This window comes from Frankia sp. AvcI1 (genome assembly GCF_001420875.1).
Taxonomy (GTDB): Bacteria; Actinomycetota; Actinomycetes; order Frankiales; family Frankiaceae; genus Frankia; species Frankia alni.
Genome location: NZ_LJFZ01000013.1, coordinates 61387 through 78286, shown reverse-complemented (window position 1 = coordinate 78286; position 16900 = coordinate 61387). Strand labels below are relative to the sequence as shown.

Here is a 16900-nt window from a genome sequence, read left to right as displayed (position 1 = left end):
CCGTGGTGGACGCGGACTCCGACGGCAGGATCGGTCCAGGTGACCGGGTGCACTGGAAGATCACGGTCTCGAACACCGGGAACACGGTGGTGTCCGCGGTGACCGTGAGCGATCCCACGGCGGGCCCGGTCCGCTGCCCCGCCAGGTCGCTTCTCCCGAAGCAGGCTGTGACCTGCACCGTTCCCGAGCACACGATCACCCCCGCGGATGTCGCGGCGGGCGTCGTCAAAAACGTGGCGAACGCGTCCGCAGCCGCTCAGGGTGGGCGGGTGATCGCGCCGCCCGCCTTCGCCAGCGTGCCGATCCCGACCGTCAAACCGATCGTCGTCTTCCCGCCCCCGCCGTGGCTACCCGGGTTCCCCGGCGGCCTTCCCCATCACCCCGACTTCGATCACCCCGACTTCGATGGCCCCGACTTCGATGGCCCCGGTCTCGATGGCCCCGGTCTCGATGGCCCCGCGGTGGGCGGCGCCGTCGTGGGCGGCGGCGCGGTGACCGGCGGTTCCGGCTCTGGCAACGGCTCCGGCACCGGCCCGGGCGGCGGCACCGGCACCGGCACCGGCCCGGGCGGCGGCCCCGGCACCGGCACTGGCCCTGGTGACGGGCCCGGCACCGGCCCGGGCCGGCCCGGGCCCGGTTCCCCGCAGCGCCACGGTGGTGCGTCGCCGGCGCCGGGGGGCCAGCAGGATGCTCATCCGCCGGTGGCCGTGGCGGGGGGACAGCCCGATGAACCCGGGCGCAGCGGTCTTGAGCTGGTCGTACTCGGCACGGTCACCGCCGGCTGCGCACTTGCCGCGCTCGGGGCACTCGGCGCCCGACGGACCAGACGCCGGCGTTGAGGCGACCGCCGGTGCAACGCGCCGCCAGGCGGCCGACCGCCGCGGGTCACCCCTGACCAGAAGACGCCCGGCCGTCTCACTGCCCGTCCTCGGCGCCCTGACCCTCGCCGGGATCATGGTGGCCGGGATTGCGCTGGTCGTCCTGGGATGGCCGGCCAGACCGGCTCCCGTGGCCGCCCCGCTGCCCGAGGTCGGCGGGGCGCACCTGCCCGAGCCGTCGCCCGGGCCCGGTGGGGCGGGCACGGTCCAGATCCCGCGGCACCAGTCCGATCTGCCGGCATCCAGCCTCCGGATACCGGCGCTCGGCGTCACCGCCAGGATCGGCCGGGCGACCGAGGACGGGGGCATCCTGACTCCGCCGCGGGCGCCGTCCGAGGTCGGGCTGTGGTCCGGTTCGGCCGCGCTGGACGCCAGCTCCGGGGAGGTGACGCTCGTCGGGCACGTGAACTGGCGGGGGATGCCGCCGTTCGCGTTTGGACGGCTGGCCCACCTGCACGCCGGAGATCTCGTCTACACCAGCGACGCAGGCGGGCAGCAGACCGCGTGGCGGGTCAGTCGGGTCTCCGCCCGCGCCAAGGCCGGCGGCGTCGATCCGGCGGCATTCGCCGGATCGCGGGGCCCACGCCAGCTAGTCATGATCACCTGCGGTGGACCGTTCGACGTCCGGGCCCACTCCTATTCCGACAATGTGTACGTGCGCGCCAGCCCCGCGTGAGCGACGGCCCCCGTCAGAGGAGAGGCTGCTCGCGGCCGGATGTGGCCGCCAAGGAGGAACCGGCACGGGGCGGAACAGCACGGGAAGGATGCCGCGCGTCGCCCAGCCGGGCGAGGATCGGTCGCTCAGAAGGGCAGGATCGACGCGATCGCCTCCCACAGCCGCGGGCGTTGCACCCCCTTGTCCAGCGCCCCGTGGGCGGCGTAGTAGGCGGTCGTCTCGGNCCGCAGACGTCGCTCGCCGGCACGCCACGGCCGGGACACCCACCTGACATACAGTGCCCGCACGTCCGCCGGCTGCTCCTCCCAGCCGGCCCAGGCGTCCGCCTGGCCGAGCGCCTCGAGCAGCTCGTCCGGGAGGGACTGCGGGTCGTCCGCCATGTTCCGCTCAGTCCACGTCGATGAGCTGGCCGTTGCGGAACATGTCGACGAAGAGCTGGTGGTCGCGGTGGACCTGGGCGCCGTAGTCGTGGGCGAAGTCGACCAGCGAGGCGACGAACGCCTTCTCGTCGCNCGTGATCGCACCGTGGATCGCGTCCTCGGTGGAGAAGTTCACCAGGTCGTGCTCGCTGTCGTCGTCCGCGACGGCGTGCATCCGGGCGGTGGAACGGCCGAGGTCGGCGACCAGGGCGAGCATCTGCTCGGGTTCGTTCACCTCCGACCAGTCCAGGTCCTGCGCGTACGGCGACACCTCGGCGACGAGCTGGCCGANGCCGTCGAGCTCCGTGTGGCCGAGCCAGGTGTCGCTGTCCGCCTGCAACGCACGCTGCGACAGCGCCGTGCGGTGCCCCTGGTGCCGGAAGTAGTCGGCGATCCGCCGGTCGGGGACGAACCGGCTCAGCGCCGGGACCTGTCCCTGCTTCATGTACAGGACGACGTCGTTGTCCAGCGCCTCCGTCTGCCCCTCGACAAGCAGGCTGTACGACGGCAGGCCGGCGCTGCCGATGCCCACCCCGNGGCGCAGCACGACGTCCTTGACCGTCAGCGACACCGGGCGGGTGCGCCGGTCCGGCGGGACCGTGGGCACGTAGCGCTCGAACGCGGCGAGGACGCCCGCCCGGGTGGCCTCGTCCACCGGGCTGATGCCGTCGCCCCGGGCGAACCGACGGTCGTGGCCCTCGACCACGGTGAGCTCGTCGAGCAGCCCCACCCTGGTGGAGCGCCGCGCCTGCTGGAGGAACGCGTGAACCACCCCCGAGGTCGTCGCGAGCGTCAGCAGGTCGGACGACGACGCATCGCCGCCCTCGGCAAGCTCGCGGATCCGGTCGGCGTAGGCGCCCACGCACGCCTCAACGAGCCGGGTGATCACCGCGTCGCTGAGCGCCTTGGCGCGCCCGAGCAGGGCCAGGCTCGCGACGAGGCGCCGCAGGTCCCACGTGAACGGCCCGACATAGGCCTCGTCGAAGTCGTTGACGTTGAACACGAGCACGCCGTTGCTGCTCATGTACGTGCCGAAGTTCTCCGCGTGCAGGTCCCCGTGGATCCAGATCCGGCTGGTCCGCTCGTCGAGGAAGGGGTCGTCGAGGGCGTGGACGTCGGCGTAGAACAACGCCGCCGAGCCCCGGTAGAAGGCGAACGGCGTCGCCGCCATCTTGCGGAACTTCCGCCGGAACGCCCCGGGCTCCGCCGCCATCAGCTCGCCGAAGGCGACGGCGAAGACGGCGGCGATGACCTGGGCGCGCTCGGGTTCGGGCGTCGCCACGCTCAGCCCGTCACCTCGCTGGTCTGCATCACCGGGGTGATCGTGGTGAAGTTCGCGACGTCAGCGACGATCGCCGCCCGGTCGCCGCGGGACATCGCCGCCTGCATCTCCTCGATCGACGCGAACCGGAAGTGCGAGGCGGNGACGTACGGGCCGTCCAACCCACGGTCGATCTCGATCTCCGAGATGNCCCACGCGGCGCTGGCCAGCGGGATGTGCTTGTCGCGGTAGTAGTCGTGGTCGAACGTCGCACCCTCGGTCCTCGGGTACAGCACGCTGAACCGGATCAAGATGACCGCCTCCTGACAGTCGCGGTCTCCGCCGATCGGGCCGCGCTGGTCCCAGCTTCTCCCAGAACGCCCCTTCCGCGCGCGCCCCTGCCCCTCTCCCGGCTCCGCACCACGCCCACGCCGAGGTCCAGGTCCAGGTCCACCGCACGTGGGCCCGCGCCGGCCGACGAGATCGCCCCGATCCCAGCGATCTTGGTGTTCCGCGGAACCGCGACACGATTCCCGGCGGACCACAGCCCGCCACACCGCGCCTTGTACGTNGCGTGACGAAGAACCCCATTCGCCACCACAAAGAGTAACCGGCCCCCAGGGTTTCCGGGGCGACCTCACATCGATATTTGCACTGGTCAGCGGCCCAGCACGAAACGATTTACCGGGGGCCGGGCACGGTAGGCGTCGCAGAACCGGTGCATTAGCCAGTTCCGTCAGGATAGTGTGATCCGGCCGCACCGCGTAGAAGCCGTCCAATTCCGCGGACGGCCGATCCGCCGCGCGGCAAAGCCGGTCGATCGGCCTTGATCCGTCATCTTCGTCGGCAGGAATGGGCAGAGCCATGAGCGAGCTACCGGGCATGCACGAGCTACAGGTCACGCCGTGGCGTCGGTTTGGACACCACCGGCTGTACGTGAACCTTCCCGACGGGCAGAGCGCCGCCTGGTTCGACCTGAAGAACCATCAGCTCAACGTCCTGCTCGACGCCTATCGGGATGCGGTGCTCGACGTCCTCGCGCCCTACCTCGGCGAAGGGCCAGCGGCCCCGACCGGCCCCCTGCCACCGGCACCGGCACCGGCACCGGCACCGGCGACTGCACCCCCGCCCGCCCCACCCCTCGTGTCGGCGCCGCCCGCACCGTCGGCCGGATGGACACCGGCCATACCGGCGACGTCCTCATCGTGGACTGTGCCGACGCCCGTTGTTCCCCCCGTCAGTCCGTCCACCACCGCAACGGCGGCCCCCGGGGCAATGACCGCATCGCCGCGTGCTGCAGAATTGCTGCATCCTGCGGACGACCTTGCCGACAATCCGCCCGGCGCGGCGATCCGGGTGAAGATCGAGGAGCTGACGCCGGGTTTCTGGCGTGCCCTGCTGAACCGCCTGCTCCGCCGCCCCTCGGAGCTGGAGTCGTGGCGTAAGGGGCTGGTCGGGGAGGAGATGGCGGCGGCGGAGCTGGAGCGGCTGATCCCCTGGGGCTGGCGGGTGCTGCATTCCGTGCCGCTCCCCCGCGGCGTCGACATCGACCATCTGCTGATCGGTCCCGGCGGGGTCTTCACCGTCAACACGAAATATCATGTAGGCGCCCGGATCTGGGTCGGTGACCAGGCCGTGAAGATGGGTCGCCAGCCGTATCCGTACGTGCGAAAGGCCCGCGCGGAGGCCGAGCGGGCGGCGAAGGTGCTGACGCACGCCTGCGGCTTCACAGTGCCGGTCAGCGCGGTTCTGGCGTTCGTCGAACCGGCAAAGCTGACCGTGGAGTCCTCACTGCGCGACGTCCGAGCGATCCGGCACGACCAGCTCGCCACCTACGGTGCTCTCCCGGCGGTGTGGCGGCCGGGCCACGTCGAGCAGATTTACGCCGCGGCGCGAAACCGCCGTGCCTGGCTGACCGCCTGACCGGAACCGCTCTCGCCATCCACTCTGCGGTCGGCGTCGCTACCGCTGGAATTCCAGGTGGGCGAGCAGCCCCGCCGGTGCGTCGGACGCGATGGCCGAGGCGATCGCGTCGGCGGCGGCCTGCGCGGACCTCGGCAGCATCACGTTCTCGTGGACACGAACGGCAGCGTCCAGGTCGTCGACGTCGGGGCTTTCGGGAGAGGCGACGATGGCTCGGGCAAGATCGGCGCCGTCGAGCATCGCGAGGTTGGCCCCCATCCCGGAGAACGGCGATCGGNCGCGGCGTCGAGGTCGTGGACGGTGACGTCGATGCCGTGGCACTGCAGGACCCGGGCGCAGGTCAGGCCGCCGGGGCCGGCGCCGACGACGGCGATCGGCGCGGCCTGGACAGAGGTTTCCGTGATCGCTNTCCTGTCGGTTCGATGGGAGCACCCACGAATGCGGATCTTCGCGCTGCTGGAGCATGGCTGGACGGCGGTGGCCGGCTCTCCGCCCGATCCGACGTGATCCCGCCACCGATTCCCCCACGCACGGCTATGAGACGCATTTCGGCCGGTCGACCGTGATGTCGTTTCTTACCCGCGCCGTTCTCCGGCCGAATACAGGTTTCCGCCACGGCGGACCGGGAAGAGCGGGCTCGACCCATCGCCTCAGGGTGCGGTTCGGTGTCGGCCGTCGTACTTTCGAGATGGGCGCGAGCTTCGCGAATTCCGCGCCTGGTCGACATCTACGGGGAGCGTAAACATGACGCAGACCAGTAAGGACCGCGCGGTCATCGACTGGACGGATCTGGGCAAGGACCTGTGGTCCTTCCTGACCGGCAAGGGCGCCGCGATCAATTACCAGTTTGTCGACATGCTTGTCGAGGTTCCGCGGGACACCGGGCCCGACGCCGCCCGCGCGACCTGGCGCCTGCACGGCACGCTGCGGATCGTCACCTCGGACAACGACTCGCCCGGCGCCTTCGCCAACGGCGCCGCGCGCTAGTGACAGCCCGATTCTCCGGTGACGTCGCCTTCAGCGTCGAGGACGGCTCCGGGCCGGTCGGCGGGCGCCTCCAGGCGTCCGGCGACCGGATCCGGATCACCACCCATCAGCCCGGCCGGCTGTGGTCGGTCGCGGGGGACCTGCTCGCCGCCCTCCCGCCCGGCGCGCTGCCGGCATCCGTTCCCGCGGGGCGCGCCGGCCTGCGGGAACTCGCCGACGTCCTCGCCGCCGAGGGCATGACGGTCGAGGTCCACGGACCGGCCGGCCCGCTGGTCACCATCGGGGCCGACGTCGACTCCCGCCTCGGGGGTCTGACCGTGGGCAGCCGCCGCGTGGAGCCGACCCTCCCCGCCGCCCTGTCCGGGCACCCACATGCGCCCGGACGAACCGCTGCGGTGGGAATCGTGGCGTTGGCCGCGTTCGTTGCCGGGTTCGCGGCGCGCGCCCGGCTCCGCCACCGGCCCGGCTGAGCTGACGGCGGGCCTGCGCCGAAGCTCACCCGGGCCCGCTGACCGGCGGCGGAGCAACAGAAGCCCAGCTCCTGGTCGGCAGCCGCCGCGCGGCCACGGACGAACGGCGCCGCTACGCGCCGATCGCGGAGAACAGCAGGGGCAGGGAGGCGTGCAGTTCCTGCGTCCAGTAGCTCCAGACGTGGACGCCGGGGCTGTAGAAGTGGGTGGTGAGCAGCGGATCGCCGCTGGCCCCAGGGTGCGCGGCGACGTAGGNGTCGTTGAGCTTCTGGGTGAACGCCTGGCTCTCGGCGTTGACGATCGCCTCCGTGTTGGTGGAGCCGGGGTCGGGATCGTTCGGACCCTTGGTGCCGTCGCCGGACGAGACGTAGATCGGGATGNCGGTCAGCTTGTCGGCCAGGTAGTACGGATCGTGCTGCTGCCAGACCGCCGCCCCGGACGTGGTCGTCGGGTCGCCCCACAGCGTCCTGACGTCCTTGCCGGCCGACCACACCTGCGTCCTGATGGTCGGGTAGTCGGCGTAGGGGTGCAGGGCGCCGCTGTAGGACGCCACCGCCTTGAAGTCGTCGGGATGCCGGGCCGCGTACGACACCGCGCCGAATCCACCCATCGACAGGCCGGCGATCGCCCGGTCGGAATTGGCGTGGTAATTGCGTTCGAGNAACTGCCGCAGCTCGACCAGGTGGAAGGTCTCCCACTTCTGCGGATCCGAGATCCAGTCGCTGTAGTAGCCGACGTTCCCGCCGTCGGGCATGACGACTATCACGCCGTGTCCGGCGGTCTGGCTTTCGACGTCGGTGTTGGTGGTCCAGTCGACGTGGCCGGACGTCCCGCTGCCCGAGNCGTGCAGCAGGTACAGCGTCGGCCAGGTTCGGTCGGTCTGCGGGTCATAGCCGGTCGGCAGCAGGAGCCGCACGATCTCGTTGGCGTTCATGGCGGCGGAATGGACGGTGAGGTCGACCAGCCGTGTGTCGCCCGAGGTCGGGTAGGTGACACAGGTGACGGACGATCCGTCGTCGCCGGTGGCCCCGAGCGCCGTACACGACNCCGCCTGCGCCGGGGAGCCCACTATGAGCAGGCCGATCAGCGCACTCGCCGCAACCATCGCGGGCAGNACGATCCGCCGTCTCCATCTCCACGATTTCATGACCGCGACGCTAGTACAAATAGGACATAAACAGCAAAGAAAGGTATGGTTCGGACCGATGTCCGTTCGAGCACACGAAATTCGGCGTAGCGCCCTGCCGAGCCGGCGGCCGTTTCAGGCCCTACGCTTCTGGCCCAGTGGGCCGGATTCCCGGAGCCGATGCCAGAACGCGATTCGCGGGAAAGTCGTCGAGCGCCGCGCGCAGGAGTCGCCGCCGGCCGTCGACCAGGACACCGAAGGTCANCAGATCACTCAGACCGCGCCAGAACTCGGCCGCGTCGCCCGCCCATTCCGGCACCCGCTGCGGCGGAAGACCTGCGCGCACCAGCAGCCGGCCGGCCGACGACCGCGAACTGTAAATCGTGGCCAGCTCGGAGATCTCGGCCTCGGACAGCCCCGCATCGCCGCCCGCGTCCTCGGCGTCCGAACCTGCGCCCCGAGCGTCATCCGACGCGGCATGCGGTGTTGCGGCCGGACTCCCAGCCCGGGGGCGCTCGGCGCCGGCGGGCCCCAGGTTCACCTGCGCGCCGAGGAACCCGCCCCGGTTGTCGAGGGTACCGACATCCCCGAAACTGACGGCGAGAGAGTTCGGCTGCGAATCGTGCCGGTCGGACACCATCGTCGGATCCCGCCCTTCGTCGGCCCGCGGCTTCTACTGATGGTCGNGGTGCTGATGATTGATCGNCGAACCGAGCCGCCCGCCGCGGTTGTCCAGGTGCTCGATCCTGCCGATGCTGGTGGTGATGTTGTTGTAGTAGGTGTTCACCTGGCTCGCTCGAGGGTTCTCGACCGCCTTCGCGATCAGGTCGGCGAGATGGCTGATGGCGGCCGGATCGCGCCCGACAACCACCTCCACCGGGACTCCCGCCGACTCGAGGACGATCGAGTGAAGTATGTACCCCCGCCCGCCTGCCATGAATGCCTGGACGACGCCGGCCAGAGCGGCCGGAACGCCCACGACCAGGAGGACCGAAGCCAGCACGAGGATGATGCTGGCCGGGAAAGTCAACTCTCCCGCGCCCAGGAACGGCAGATTCACGAAGGCGCCGACGGCCAACGGCAGGTACCACCGCCATTTCGCCAGCAGGGCCGCTCCGAGTCCGCCCTGAAATCCTATCCTCCGCTCGATTCTGGAGACCCTGGTGATGGTACTGAGATTGTAGACGTCACGACCGATGTACAGGAGGCCGCCCTGCACCGTGATGCCGGTACCCTGACTCATTCCATCCCCGATCTCCCACTCACCCGGGAGCTCACGGTCCAGGCAGTTCCGCCCGCTGACGGACTCGCGGTGATCCCTGTTCCAGGATAGTCGGCGCATGGAACGGAAGTCGCGGAGATTCCGGCACACAGCCGGAGTCGTCGGCCGACCGTCCGCCCTTCCCGCATGGAGGCCGGTCGGACATGGCCGCCCGCCGACCCGTCCCCCGGCCCACCTCGGCCTTCTCACTCCCTCCCGTTCGACGGTGCCCGTCGGCGCATCCCCACGACCCGTGACCGGGATCCGCGTGCGGGCCATGGTCGCCACGACGGGGCGCCGGCCTGTCCGGGACGCGCGCGCACGGAGGTCGCGCCGACGTGTGACGATGGACGGGATGTCGGGTCGGGTCGGCGGACCGCCGGCCGCGCCGATTGCCGGTCGTGGGCCGTGAGCCGGGGAAGCGGAGGATGCTATGTCACAGCGCCGCCCGCCGGTCGCGAACCCCTTCGAGTCGCAGATGTCGGCCTTCCTCGTCCAGCCGGACGGCACCCGCGCGCCGCTGCCCGCGGCGCTGCGCTTCGACCGGGCCGATCCGTTCGCCGTCAGCCTGCGGCTACGGACGAGCACCGTGCAGACGGTCACGTGGACGTTCGCCCGTCAGCTCCTCATCGACGGCGCCCGGCGGCCGACCGGTGTCGGCGCCGTGGAGGTGCGCCCGGCGTTCCACGACGGGACCAGGCTGCTCGTCCTGTCGCTGAAGTCGGCGTCCCGGCACACCGAGGTCCAGCTCCGCCACGAGCAGGTCGCCGCGTTCATCAACGACACGCTGGCGGCGGTTCCCTCCGGCGCGGAGAGCGACCAGGTCGACTGGAACGCCGAACTGAACAGGTTTCACGACGACGATTCGTAGGCGACGGTCCGAGCGGCAGGCGGCCGGGTAGCCGACCACGACCACCGCTGCCGGCTGCGACCGCGCTACTGGCCGCCGGCGCCGGAGGGCTGCAGGCCGCGCAGCATCGCGGCGAGGATCCTGGCCAGGCGCGGTTCGACGTCCACGATGGCGTGCGCGAGCCGGGGGTCGGCGCGATAGAGCGCCGCGATCTCGGGCGACGGCGTGGCGATCTGCCAGAACGTGCCGGCCAACGCCGTCGCCGCTGCCACCAGGTCGACGACGGACCCCTCCGGGAGGCCGGGCAGGGCCTCGCGCACCGCGGCGACGATCTCCGCCAGCGCGCCACGGGTCGTGAGCTTGAACTCCCGCACCCTGGCCACGGACACGTTCCGTTCGAGGTTCATCGGAGCCTGCGCGAGCAGGTCGCAGAACAGCGCCCGCGCGGCCAGCGTCGAGGCGAACACCGCCGCGACAGCGTCCGCATCGGCGGGGGCACTGGCGTCGGCGACGGGGCGTGTGAGGGCGCGCAGCGACGCGCAGACTGCCGGCGCCCATTCCCGCCAGCCCTCGGCGGTGAGGCGCAGGAAGATCTCCTCACGCGTCTCGAAGTACCGCAGCATGGCGGACTTGTGCATCCCGACCGCGGCGGCGATGTCCGTCAGCGTGACCTGCCGGACCCCGTGCTGCTCGCCGAGCCTGCGGGNCGCGTCGAGGATCGCGGCTTCGCGGACGCGCTTGGCCTCGGGCGAACGAGCGCGCTGGAAGTCGTCCGTCGACACCGGCCGATCATAGCGCAACGCGGTTGCGCAACTTAGCGGAACGGTGTTTTATTAACCCCATGCAGCAGACCTCCAGGCAGCAGACCTGGTTCATCACTGGTTCCTCGCGCGGGTTCGGCCGCGCCCTCGCGGTCGCCGCCCTCGCCGCCGGCGACCGGGTCGCCGCGACCGCCCGGCGGCCCGAACAGCTCGCCGATCTCGTCGCGAAGTACGGCGACGCCGTCGTGCCGCTCCAGCTCGACGTCACCGACCCGGCGGCGGCGCGCGCCGCCCTCGCGCAGGCCGCGTCGCGGCTGGGCCGGCTGGACGTCATCGTGAACAACGCCGGCTACGCCAACGTGGCGCCGATCGAGACCGGCGACGACGCGGACTTCCGGGCCCAGTTCGAGACGAACTTCTGGGGCGTCTACCACGTCTCGAAGGCGGCGATCCCCCTGCTGCGCGCGCAGGGCGGCGGGCTCGTGATGCAGTTCTCGTCCGTGGGCGGCCGGGTCGGGGGGTCGCCCGGGATCGCGTCCTACCAGGCGGCGAAGTTCGCCATCGACGGCTTCAGNCGGGTCCTGCGGGCCGAGACCGCACCGTTCGGCGTCCGGGTGGTCGTGGTGGAGCCGAGNGGATTCCGCACCGACTGGGCCGGGGCGTCCATGACCGTGCACGACATTCCCGCCGAGTACGCGAGCACCGTGGGCGCGCTGAACGCGCGGGTGCGCCAGAGCGACTCCGGCGCCGCGGGCGATCCGGCGCGGGCGGCGGAGATCCTCGTCGCCCTGGCCCGACGCCGTGACATCCCCGAGCACCTGCCGCTGGGCGTGAACGCCGCCGAGGGGTCGATCGCACTGGATCGCCGACTTCTGGCGGCGGACCTCGCCTGGCGCGACGTGAGCCGTTCGGCCGACTTCGCCGAGCCCTACCCGGTCGAGTTCCCGCCGGACTCCGCGGGTTGAGCAAGGTGCGTTGAGGTAGCTGGCGAGGAAGGCGCGGGGGTCGGGTCAGCCGGTCCGGCGTGGGCGTGGGCGCGGGCGCGCGGCGACGAGGACGGCGATCTCGGGCCGGCCGGTGGGATGCAGCAGATGGGCCGCCGCCGGTTCCCCGACCAGGTCGAACGTCGGATGGCCGAACGCGCCGATTCCCCGGCAGTCCCACACCAGGTCCAGGGCCGGATGGTCCGCGCGCAGCAGCGCGCCGATCTCGGCGATCCGCGGGTCACCGGCGTGCAGGTCGGCGGCCATGCGAAACTGCCGTGCCACCGGCAGCAGCAGCTCGGCGGGCGCCGACGCGGCGGCGAGCAGCCAGAGCACGTGCCGGCGTGCCGGTTCGTGCCCGGCGGGGTCGCCCCAGGCCCGAGCCCAGGCCGCGTTGGTGGCGACGATGTCGAGATGGTGGTCGAGCAGCGCCGCCGGGCTCGCCGGCCAGCTGTCCAGCAGCCCGGCGAGCCCACGCAGATGCTCGCCGGGCGGGGCGATCGCCGGCGGCTCGGGCGCCACCAGCCGGCGAAGGTGCCGCCGGCCCACCTCGTCGAGGCGCAGCACCCGGCCGACGGCGTCGAGGACCTGCGCCGAGGCCGTCACCCGGCCCTGCTCCAGCCCGGTGTACCAGGTCAGGCTGACGCCGGCCAGGGACGCGAGTTCCTCGCGGCGCAGCCCCTGGATGCGGCGACGCCCCCCGGCGGGGAGTCCGACGCTGGCCGGTTCGACCAACCTGCGGTACGCCCGCAGGCAGGCCCCGAGCTCACGTCGCCGAGCCGCCGGGGTGGCCGGGGTGGCCGGGGTGGCCGTCCAGGGTGTCACTTCCACTGGCACCATCGGCAGGCTCCTGGTCTGCGTACCCAACCTTCGACCAGGCTGGTGGACGTGATTCGTATCGGCGTCAACCTCNCTGCCGGCCTCGGCACTCCCGGTTCCGGCAACCTCATCGACGACCTTGCGGCGATCGCCCGGACGGTGGCCGCCGCCGGGGTGTCCACCGCCTGGCTGCCGCAGGGCTACGGCTACGACTCCATCGGCGTCCTGACCGCGGTGGCCCGCGAGGTGCCGGGCATCGAGCTGGGCACCTCCGTCGTCGTCGTCCAGCCGCGCCATCCCCGGGTGCTGGCCGGGCAGGCGTTGACGGCGCAGGCCGCGGCGCACGGCCGGTTCACCCTGGGGCTCGGCGTCAGCCATCCCGGCCTGTTGGAGATCTACGGCCAGCCGTTCCACCGGCCGGTCGCCGCGCTGCGCACCCACCTCGACACCCTGCTGCCGATCCTCGACGGACGCCGCGTTCCCGGCGCCACGGGGATCGGATCCGACCCCGCCGGCAGCGCCGTGCCCGGCGCGGGGGTCCGCGTCCCGGTGCTGCTCGGCGCCCTCGGCCCCACGATGCTGCGGCTGGCCGGGGAACGCACCGACGGCACGATCACCTTCCTGGCCGGACCCCGCACCATCGGTGACCACGTGGTCCCGCTGATCGGCGCGGCCGCCCGGGATGCCGGCCGGCCGGCGCCGCGCGTCGTCGTCGGGCTGCCGGTGGCGGTGACGTCCGCACCGGACCGGATCCGCACCGAGCTCGACGCCGAGTACGCCGACTACGCCGCCCTGCCGTCCTACCGCACGGCCCTCGACCGTGACGGCTTCACCCAGCCGGGCGCCATCGCCGTCGTGGGCGACGAAGACGCGGTCGTCGACCAGCTCGCCGCCTACCACGCGCTCGGCGCCACCGATGTCCTGGTCAGCCTGGTCGGCACGGCCGAGGAACGCGCCCGGACCCTGCGCCTGCTCGGCGCCGACCCGCTCGTCCACCCGAACCAGCCGGCCTCGCCACGCCGCGGGACCTGACGCCGAAGCCGCTCACCCATCGTCGCCGCCACCGGTGCGCCACCTGTCGCGACAGGCGGCCGTCACCGTCCCGTTCCCGCGGACTGGACGGGTGGGGTGCGCAGGACGGCGCGGGCGGGGAGCAGGCTGCCGGCCATGGNCAGGAGCAGGCCGGAGCCCAACAGGGCGGCGACCCACTGCGGTGGTACGTACGGGGTGCCGGTCCCGCTGATGCCCCGGCTGAAGGGCACCAGGGTGGCGGCGGTGATGGCGGCGCCGACGACGAGGGCGATGGCGGTGATGAGGACGGCCTCCCAGCGCACCATGCGCATCACCTGGCGGCGGGTGGCGCCGGTCAGTCGCAGGGTGGCGAACTCCCGGCCGCGTTCCAGAGTGGCCATGGTCAGGGTGTTGACGACGGCGATCGCGGCGAAGGCGGTGAGCAGGGCGACCAGGAGGTAGTTGGACCAGGCGCCGAGGTCCTCCTGCTGCTGTTCGGCGCCGTCGAGGGCCGCGCTCCCGAGGGCTGCGCGGTCGTGGACGTGCAGCCCGGGCTGGGCGGCGACCAGCGCCCGCCAGTCGATGTGGGCCCCGGGTGCGGTGTCGACCAGGATGGTCTGGATCAGGGGGCTGGTGGTGTGGGTGGCCACGACCGGAGACGGCAGCAGGTAGTCGCCGAACCCGATGCTGCGCCGGTAGACGGCGACCAGGCGCAGGTCGCGTCGGGTGCCGTCGCCGAGCCACAGTCGGACCGTGCGCCCCACGTGCTTGCCGTGGGCCCGGTCGGCACTCAGGGCGACGGTGTCGCCGCGCAGGTCGGCCAGCGAGCCGGCGGTGACGTCGAGGTCGAGCAGGCCCGAGGTGCCACCGGGGGTGCCGGGGGGGCCGGGGGGGCCGGCGAAGGTGATGGCCTGGGCGGCGTAGCTGTCCGAGCCGCCGGTGACGACGGTGGTGGGGGTGAGGCCGGCCGCCGCGGTGACGCCGGGGGTGGCGCGGACGGTGTCGACGAAGCCGGCCGGCAGTCCCTGGCGGGTGGTCAACGCCTGGTCGGCCAGGACGCGGTCGCGGCCCTGCACCTCGCTGGCGTGGGAGCGGCTGGTCTGGAGGAACAGCAGTGTTCCGCCGAGGGCGGTGCACAGGACGAGGGGGGTGAACACCGCGGTGACCCGACGGGTGTGGGCCCTGCTGTTGGCCACGGCGAGNAAGCCGGTGGNGCGGGACAGGCCGCGGATGAAGGGGCCGAGCAGGGCGAGGGCCAGGCGGGCCACCAGCGGTCCGAGCAGGCCGGCGGCGAACAGGTGGAGCAGGACGGCGCCGGCGGCGATGGCCGTGAGCACGCCGCCGGTGAGGAAACGGGTCGTGGCGACCACGGCGATCCCGCCGGCCGCGCACAGCAGCCCGAGCAGGAGCCGGGCGAATCCGAGGCGGGCAGGCGGAACGGTGGCCTCGTACAGGGCCTGCGCCGGGCGCAGGCGGCCCGCTCGCAGTCCGGTGACCAGAACGGCGAGCTGTGCGGTGAGCACGGTGGCGCCCGCGCCGACGAGCAGCGGGATCCATCCCACGTCGAGGCGCATCGCCGCGGGTGCCACCCCGTGGTCGACCAGGACGGCGCGCAGGACCCAGGCCAGCGCGGCACCGCCCACCAGGCCGGGCAGACAGGCGAGCAGGCCGAGTACCAGGGTCTCCCCGCAGATCAGCCGGCGGATCTGGCGTCCGGTGGCGCCGACCGCGCGCAGCAGGGCCAGCTCGCGCCGGCGCTGCTGCACCGACAGCGCCAAGGTGCCGGCGAGCACGAACAGCGCGACCGCCATCGAGATGCCGCCGAAGGTCGCGCTGAGCGCGACGACGTTCTCCAGGGCGCCGTCCACGTCGAGGAACTCGGCGGCGCCGCGGCCGTCGCCGGTGCGCACCGACAGCGGCAGGCCGTGCAGGCTCCGGCGGACCGCCTTGGCCACGGTTGCGGAGTCGGAATCGGGGGCGGGATAGACGCCGAGGACGTCCACCAGGCCGGCGGTGAGGCGGTTCGCCTCGGCGTCGGCGACGAAGACGGCGGGCCCCGGATCGGCGCTGTGGGGAGCGGCGACACCGACGACGCTGTAACCGCCTGCTACCCGGTCGGTGGCGGCCACGGTCACCCGGCTTCCGGGAGCGAGACGCGCGCGGCGGGCAAGGTCGGCGTCGACCACCACTTCCCCGGGGCCGGCCGGTGCGCGTCCCTTCGTCAACCGGTAGGGGGTGAGCCGGGCGCTGTCCCAGCCGTGGAGCTGCACGGTGTCGGGGGTGGTGATCTCGGTTCCGGCTGTGGCCAGTCCGACGGGCAGCGAGACGTCCGGTACCACCTCGGCCACGCCGGGGACGGCACGCAGCCGGTCGGCGAGGCCCGGTGCGGGGCGTACCCGCTCTGGCAGTGCCACGTGCTCGGTGTTCTTCCCGTCCCCCGAGCCGTAGGTGAAGGCCAGTGACTGCCTGCCCGCGACCACCAGAGGGACGTCCCGGTAGCGCTCGGCCGGCGGATGAGAGGTGAGCGCGGACTGGAACAGCAGCCCGCACGCGGTGATCAGCGCGCAGGTACACACCAGGGCGACGAACGAGCCGAGGAAGGCGGACCTGCGCGTCCNCAGCGTCCGCAGCGCCAGCCAGAGCACCGTCACCCCCCGAGCCCGAGCAGGCGTCGGGCCACCGCCGCGGCCGACGGATGGGGCACGGTGTCCACGACGCGGCCGTCGGCGAGGAACACGACCTCGTCGGCGTACTCGGCCGCGCCGGCGTCGTGGGTGACCATCACCACGCTCTGGCCGTAGTCGTCGACCGCCTCCCGCAGCAGGCGCAGCACTCCCCGCCCGGACTCGATGTCCAGCGCCCCGGTGGGCTCGTCGGCGANCACGATCTCGGGACGGGTGACCAGCGCCCGGGCGATGGCCACCCGCTGCTGCTGCCCGCCGGACAGCGCCGCCGGGCGGTGCCGGACCCGCTCCGGCAGGNCGGTGCGCGCCACCACCTCCCGCACCCACGCGCGGTCGGCACGGGTTCCGGACAGCCGGAAGGGCAGCGTGATGTTCTCCAGGGCCGTCAGCGATTCGACGAGGTTGAACGCCTGGAAGACGAACCCCATCTCCCGGCGACGCAGTTCGGTCAGCTCCGGCTCCGGCATCCGCGCGAGATCCCGTCCCGCCAGCCACACCGACCCCGAGGTGGGACGGTCCAGCCCGGCGGCGCAGTGCAACAGCGTGCTCTTTCCGGAGCCGGAGGGCCCCATGACCGCCGTGAAGGCACCGCGCCTGAATCCGACGCTGACGCCCCGCAGCNCCGTCACCCCGGCCAGACCACCGCCATACGACTTGACGACCTGCTCCAGCCCCACCACATCCACGTCACCGTGCATGACCCACATCTTCCTACCCACAGCGACCCCATGCGTACGCTCACGACAATCTCACGGGCCGACTCGATGCCGGCCCTCGACTCGATGCCGGCC

11 protein-coding genes and 16 pseudogenes are annotated in these 16900 nt (G+C 72.5%); 9 read left to right on the top strand and 18 right to left on the bottom strand.

Translation table 11 applies throughout. The features are described 5' to 3' along the window. The first annotated feature begins 957 nt into the window (after positions 1-957). A complete protein-coding gene (locus UK94_RS15220; protein WP_157734289.1) occupies positions 958-1554 on the top strand; it encodes a class F sortase in 597 nt (198 codons plus the stop codon). A 387-nt stretch (positions 1555-1941) separates the two neighbouring features. Here UK94_RS15220 and UK94_RS53060 read toward each other — a convergent pair. The 7 genes and pseudogenes from UK94_RS53060 to UK94_RS53030 all read right to left on the bottom strand — a co-directional run. Beyond that, positions 1942-2066 (bottom strand): annotated as a pseudogene (locus UK94_RS53060) (hypothetical protein); the annotation flags it as partial. A 1-nt stretch (position 2067) separates the two neighbouring features. Then, positions 2068-2264 (bottom strand): annotated as a pseudogene (locus UK94_RS53055) (DUF2252 family protein); the annotation flags it as partial. A 1-nt stretch (position 2265) separates the two neighbouring features. Next, a pseudogene (locus UK94_RS53050) lies at positions 2266-2509 on the bottom strand (DUF2252 family protein); the annotation flags it as partial. A 1-nt stretch (position 2510) separates the two neighbouring features. Next, on the bottom strand, positions 2511-3186 hold a 676-nt coding region (locus UK94_RS53045; protein WP_268761382.1), incomplete at its 3' end, for a DUF2252 family protein. A 71-nt stretch (positions 3187-3257) separates the two neighbouring features. Then, a pseudogene (locus tag UK94_RS53040) lies at positions 3258-3397 on the bottom strand (EthD family reductase); the annotation flags it as partial. Between the two features lies 1 nt (position 3398). Then, positions 3399-3444: pseudogene (locus UK94_RS53035) on the bottom strand (EthD family reductase); the annotation flags it as partial. A 1-nt stretch (position 3445) separates the two neighbouring features. Further along, a pseudogene (locus UK94_RS53030) lies at positions 3446-3530 on the bottom strand (EthD family reductase); the annotation flags it as partial. A 568-nt stretch (positions 3531-4098) separates the two neighbouring features. Between UK94_RS53030 and UK94_RS15200 the strand changes: the two are divergent. The 3 genes from UK94_RS15200 (at position 4099) to UK94_RS15180 (ending at position 6614) form a co-directional block, all read left to right on the top strand. Beyond that, positions 4099-5157 carry a nuclease-related domain-containing protein gene (locus UK94_RS15200; RefSeq protein ID WP_235488034.1) on the top strand — a complete coding sequence of 353 codons (1059 nt, stop codon included), beginning with the start codon at positions 4099-4101 and terminating at the stop codon, positions 5155-5157. Positions 5158-5901: 744 nt separating this feature from the next. Then, on the top strand, positions 5902-6144 hold the full coding sequence (locus UK94_RS15185) for a hypothetical protein (RefSeq protein ID WP_011606452.1): 243 nt from the start codon (positions 5902-5904) through the stop codon (positions 6142-6144). Continuing rightward, positions 6144-6614: a hypothetical protein gene (locus UK94_RS15180; RefSeq protein WP_055750366.1), complete on the top strand. Its 471-nt coding sequence runs from the start codon at positions 6144-6146 to the stop codon at positions 6612-6614. The genes UK94_RS15185 and UK94_RS15180 overlap by 1 nt, the downstream gene beginning before the upstream one ends. A 112-nt stretch (positions 6615-6726) precedes the next feature. Here UK94_RS15180 and UK94_RS53025 read toward each other — a convergent pair. The 7 genes and pseudogenes from UK94_RS53025 to UK94_RS15165 form a co-directional block, all read right to left on the bottom strand. After that, a pseudogene (locus tag UK94_RS53025) lies at positions 6727-6869 on the bottom strand (esterase family protein); the annotation flags it as partial. A 1-nt stretch (position 6870) separates the two neighbouring features. Continuing rightward, positions 6871-6994: pseudogene (locus UK94_RS53020) on the bottom strand (esterase family protein); the annotation flags it as partial. A gap of 1 nt (position 6995) precedes the next feature. Further along, a pseudogene (locus UK94_RS53015) lies at positions 6996-7275 on the bottom strand (alpha/beta hydrolase-fold protein); the annotation flags it as partial. A gap of 1 nt (position 7276) precedes the next feature. After that, positions 7277-7456: pseudogene (locus UK94_RS53010) on the bottom strand (esterase family protein); the annotation flags it as partial. Between the two features lies 1 nt (position 7457). Then, positions 7458-7548, bottom strand: a pseudogene (locus tag UK94_RS53005) (esterase family protein); the annotation flags it as partial. 457 nt (positions 7549-8005) lie between these two features. Further along, positions 8006-8380, bottom strand: a 375-nt coding sequence (locus UK94_RS15170; RefSeq protein ID WP_235488032.1) for an effector-associated domain EAD1-containing protein, incomplete at its 3' end; no start/stop codon positions are given. A 66-nt stretch (positions 8381-8446) separates the two neighbouring features. Continuing rightward, positions 8447-8983: DUF6232 family protein (locus tag UK94_RS15165; RefSeq protein ID WP_235488030.1), on the bottom strand; the 537-nt coding region annotated here is incomplete at its 3' end. Between the two features lie 451 nt (positions 8984-9434). Here UK94_RS15165 and UK94_RS15160 point away from each other — a divergent pair. After that, a complete protein-coding gene (locus UK94_RS15160) occupies positions 9435-9872 on the top strand; it encodes an SsgA family sporulation/cell division regulator (RefSeq protein ID WP_011606457.1) in 438 nt (145 codons plus the stop codon). 65 nt (positions 9873-9937) lie between these two features. On the opposite strand, the pseudogene UK94_RS15155 reads toward UK94_RS15160, so the two are convergent. Continuing rightward, a pseudogene (locus tag UK94_RS15155) lies at positions 9938-10557 on the bottom strand (TetR family transcriptional regulator); the annotation flags it as partial. A gap of 135 nt (positions 10558-10692) precedes the next feature. On the opposite strand from UK94_RS15155, the pseudogene UK94_RS53000 reads away from it, so the two are divergent. The 3 pseudogenes from UK94_RS53000 to UK94_RS52990 all read left to right on the top strand — a co-directional run. Then, positions 10693-11186 (top strand): annotated as a pseudogene (locus tag UK94_RS53000) (SDR family NAD(P)-dependent oxidoreductase); the annotation flags it as partial. A gap of 1 nt (position 11187) precedes the next feature. Further along, positions 11188-11246: pseudogene (locus UK94_RS52995) on the top strand (hypothetical protein); the annotation flags it as partial. A gap of 1 nt (position 11247) precedes the next feature. Then, a pseudogene (locus UK94_RS52990) lies at positions 11248-11577 on the top strand (short-chain dehydrogenase/reductase); the annotation flags it as partial. A gap of 45 nt (positions 11578-11622) precedes the next feature. Here the strand turns inward: UK94_RS52990 and UK94_RS15145 are convergent. Continuing rightward, a complete protein-coding gene (locus UK94_RS15145) occupies positions 11623-12435 on the bottom strand; it encodes a helix-turn-helix domain-containing protein (protein WP_095212757.1) in 813 nt (270 codons plus the stop codon). Between the two features lie 73 nt (positions 12436-12508). Here UK94_RS15145 and UK94_RS15140 point away from each other — a divergent pair. After that, a partial coding sequence (locus UK94_RS15140; RefSeq protein WP_268761370.1) for an LLM class F420-dependent oxidoreductase occupies positions 12509-13446 on the top strand: 938 nt, incomplete at its 5' end. Between the two features lie 2860 nt (positions 13447-16306). Here UK94_RS15140 and UK94_RS52985 read toward each other — a convergent pair. Further along, positions 16307-16406 (bottom strand): annotated as a pseudogene (locus tag UK94_RS52985) (ATP-binding cassette domain-containing protein); the annotation flags it as partial. A 1-nt stretch (position 16407) separates the two neighbouring features. After that, a partial coding sequence (locus tag UK94_RS52980) for an ATP-binding cassette domain-containing protein (RefSeq protein WP_268761369.1) occupies positions 16408-16729 on the bottom strand: 322 nt, incomplete at its 3' end. Between the last annotated feature and the right edge of the window lie 171 nt (positions 16730-16900).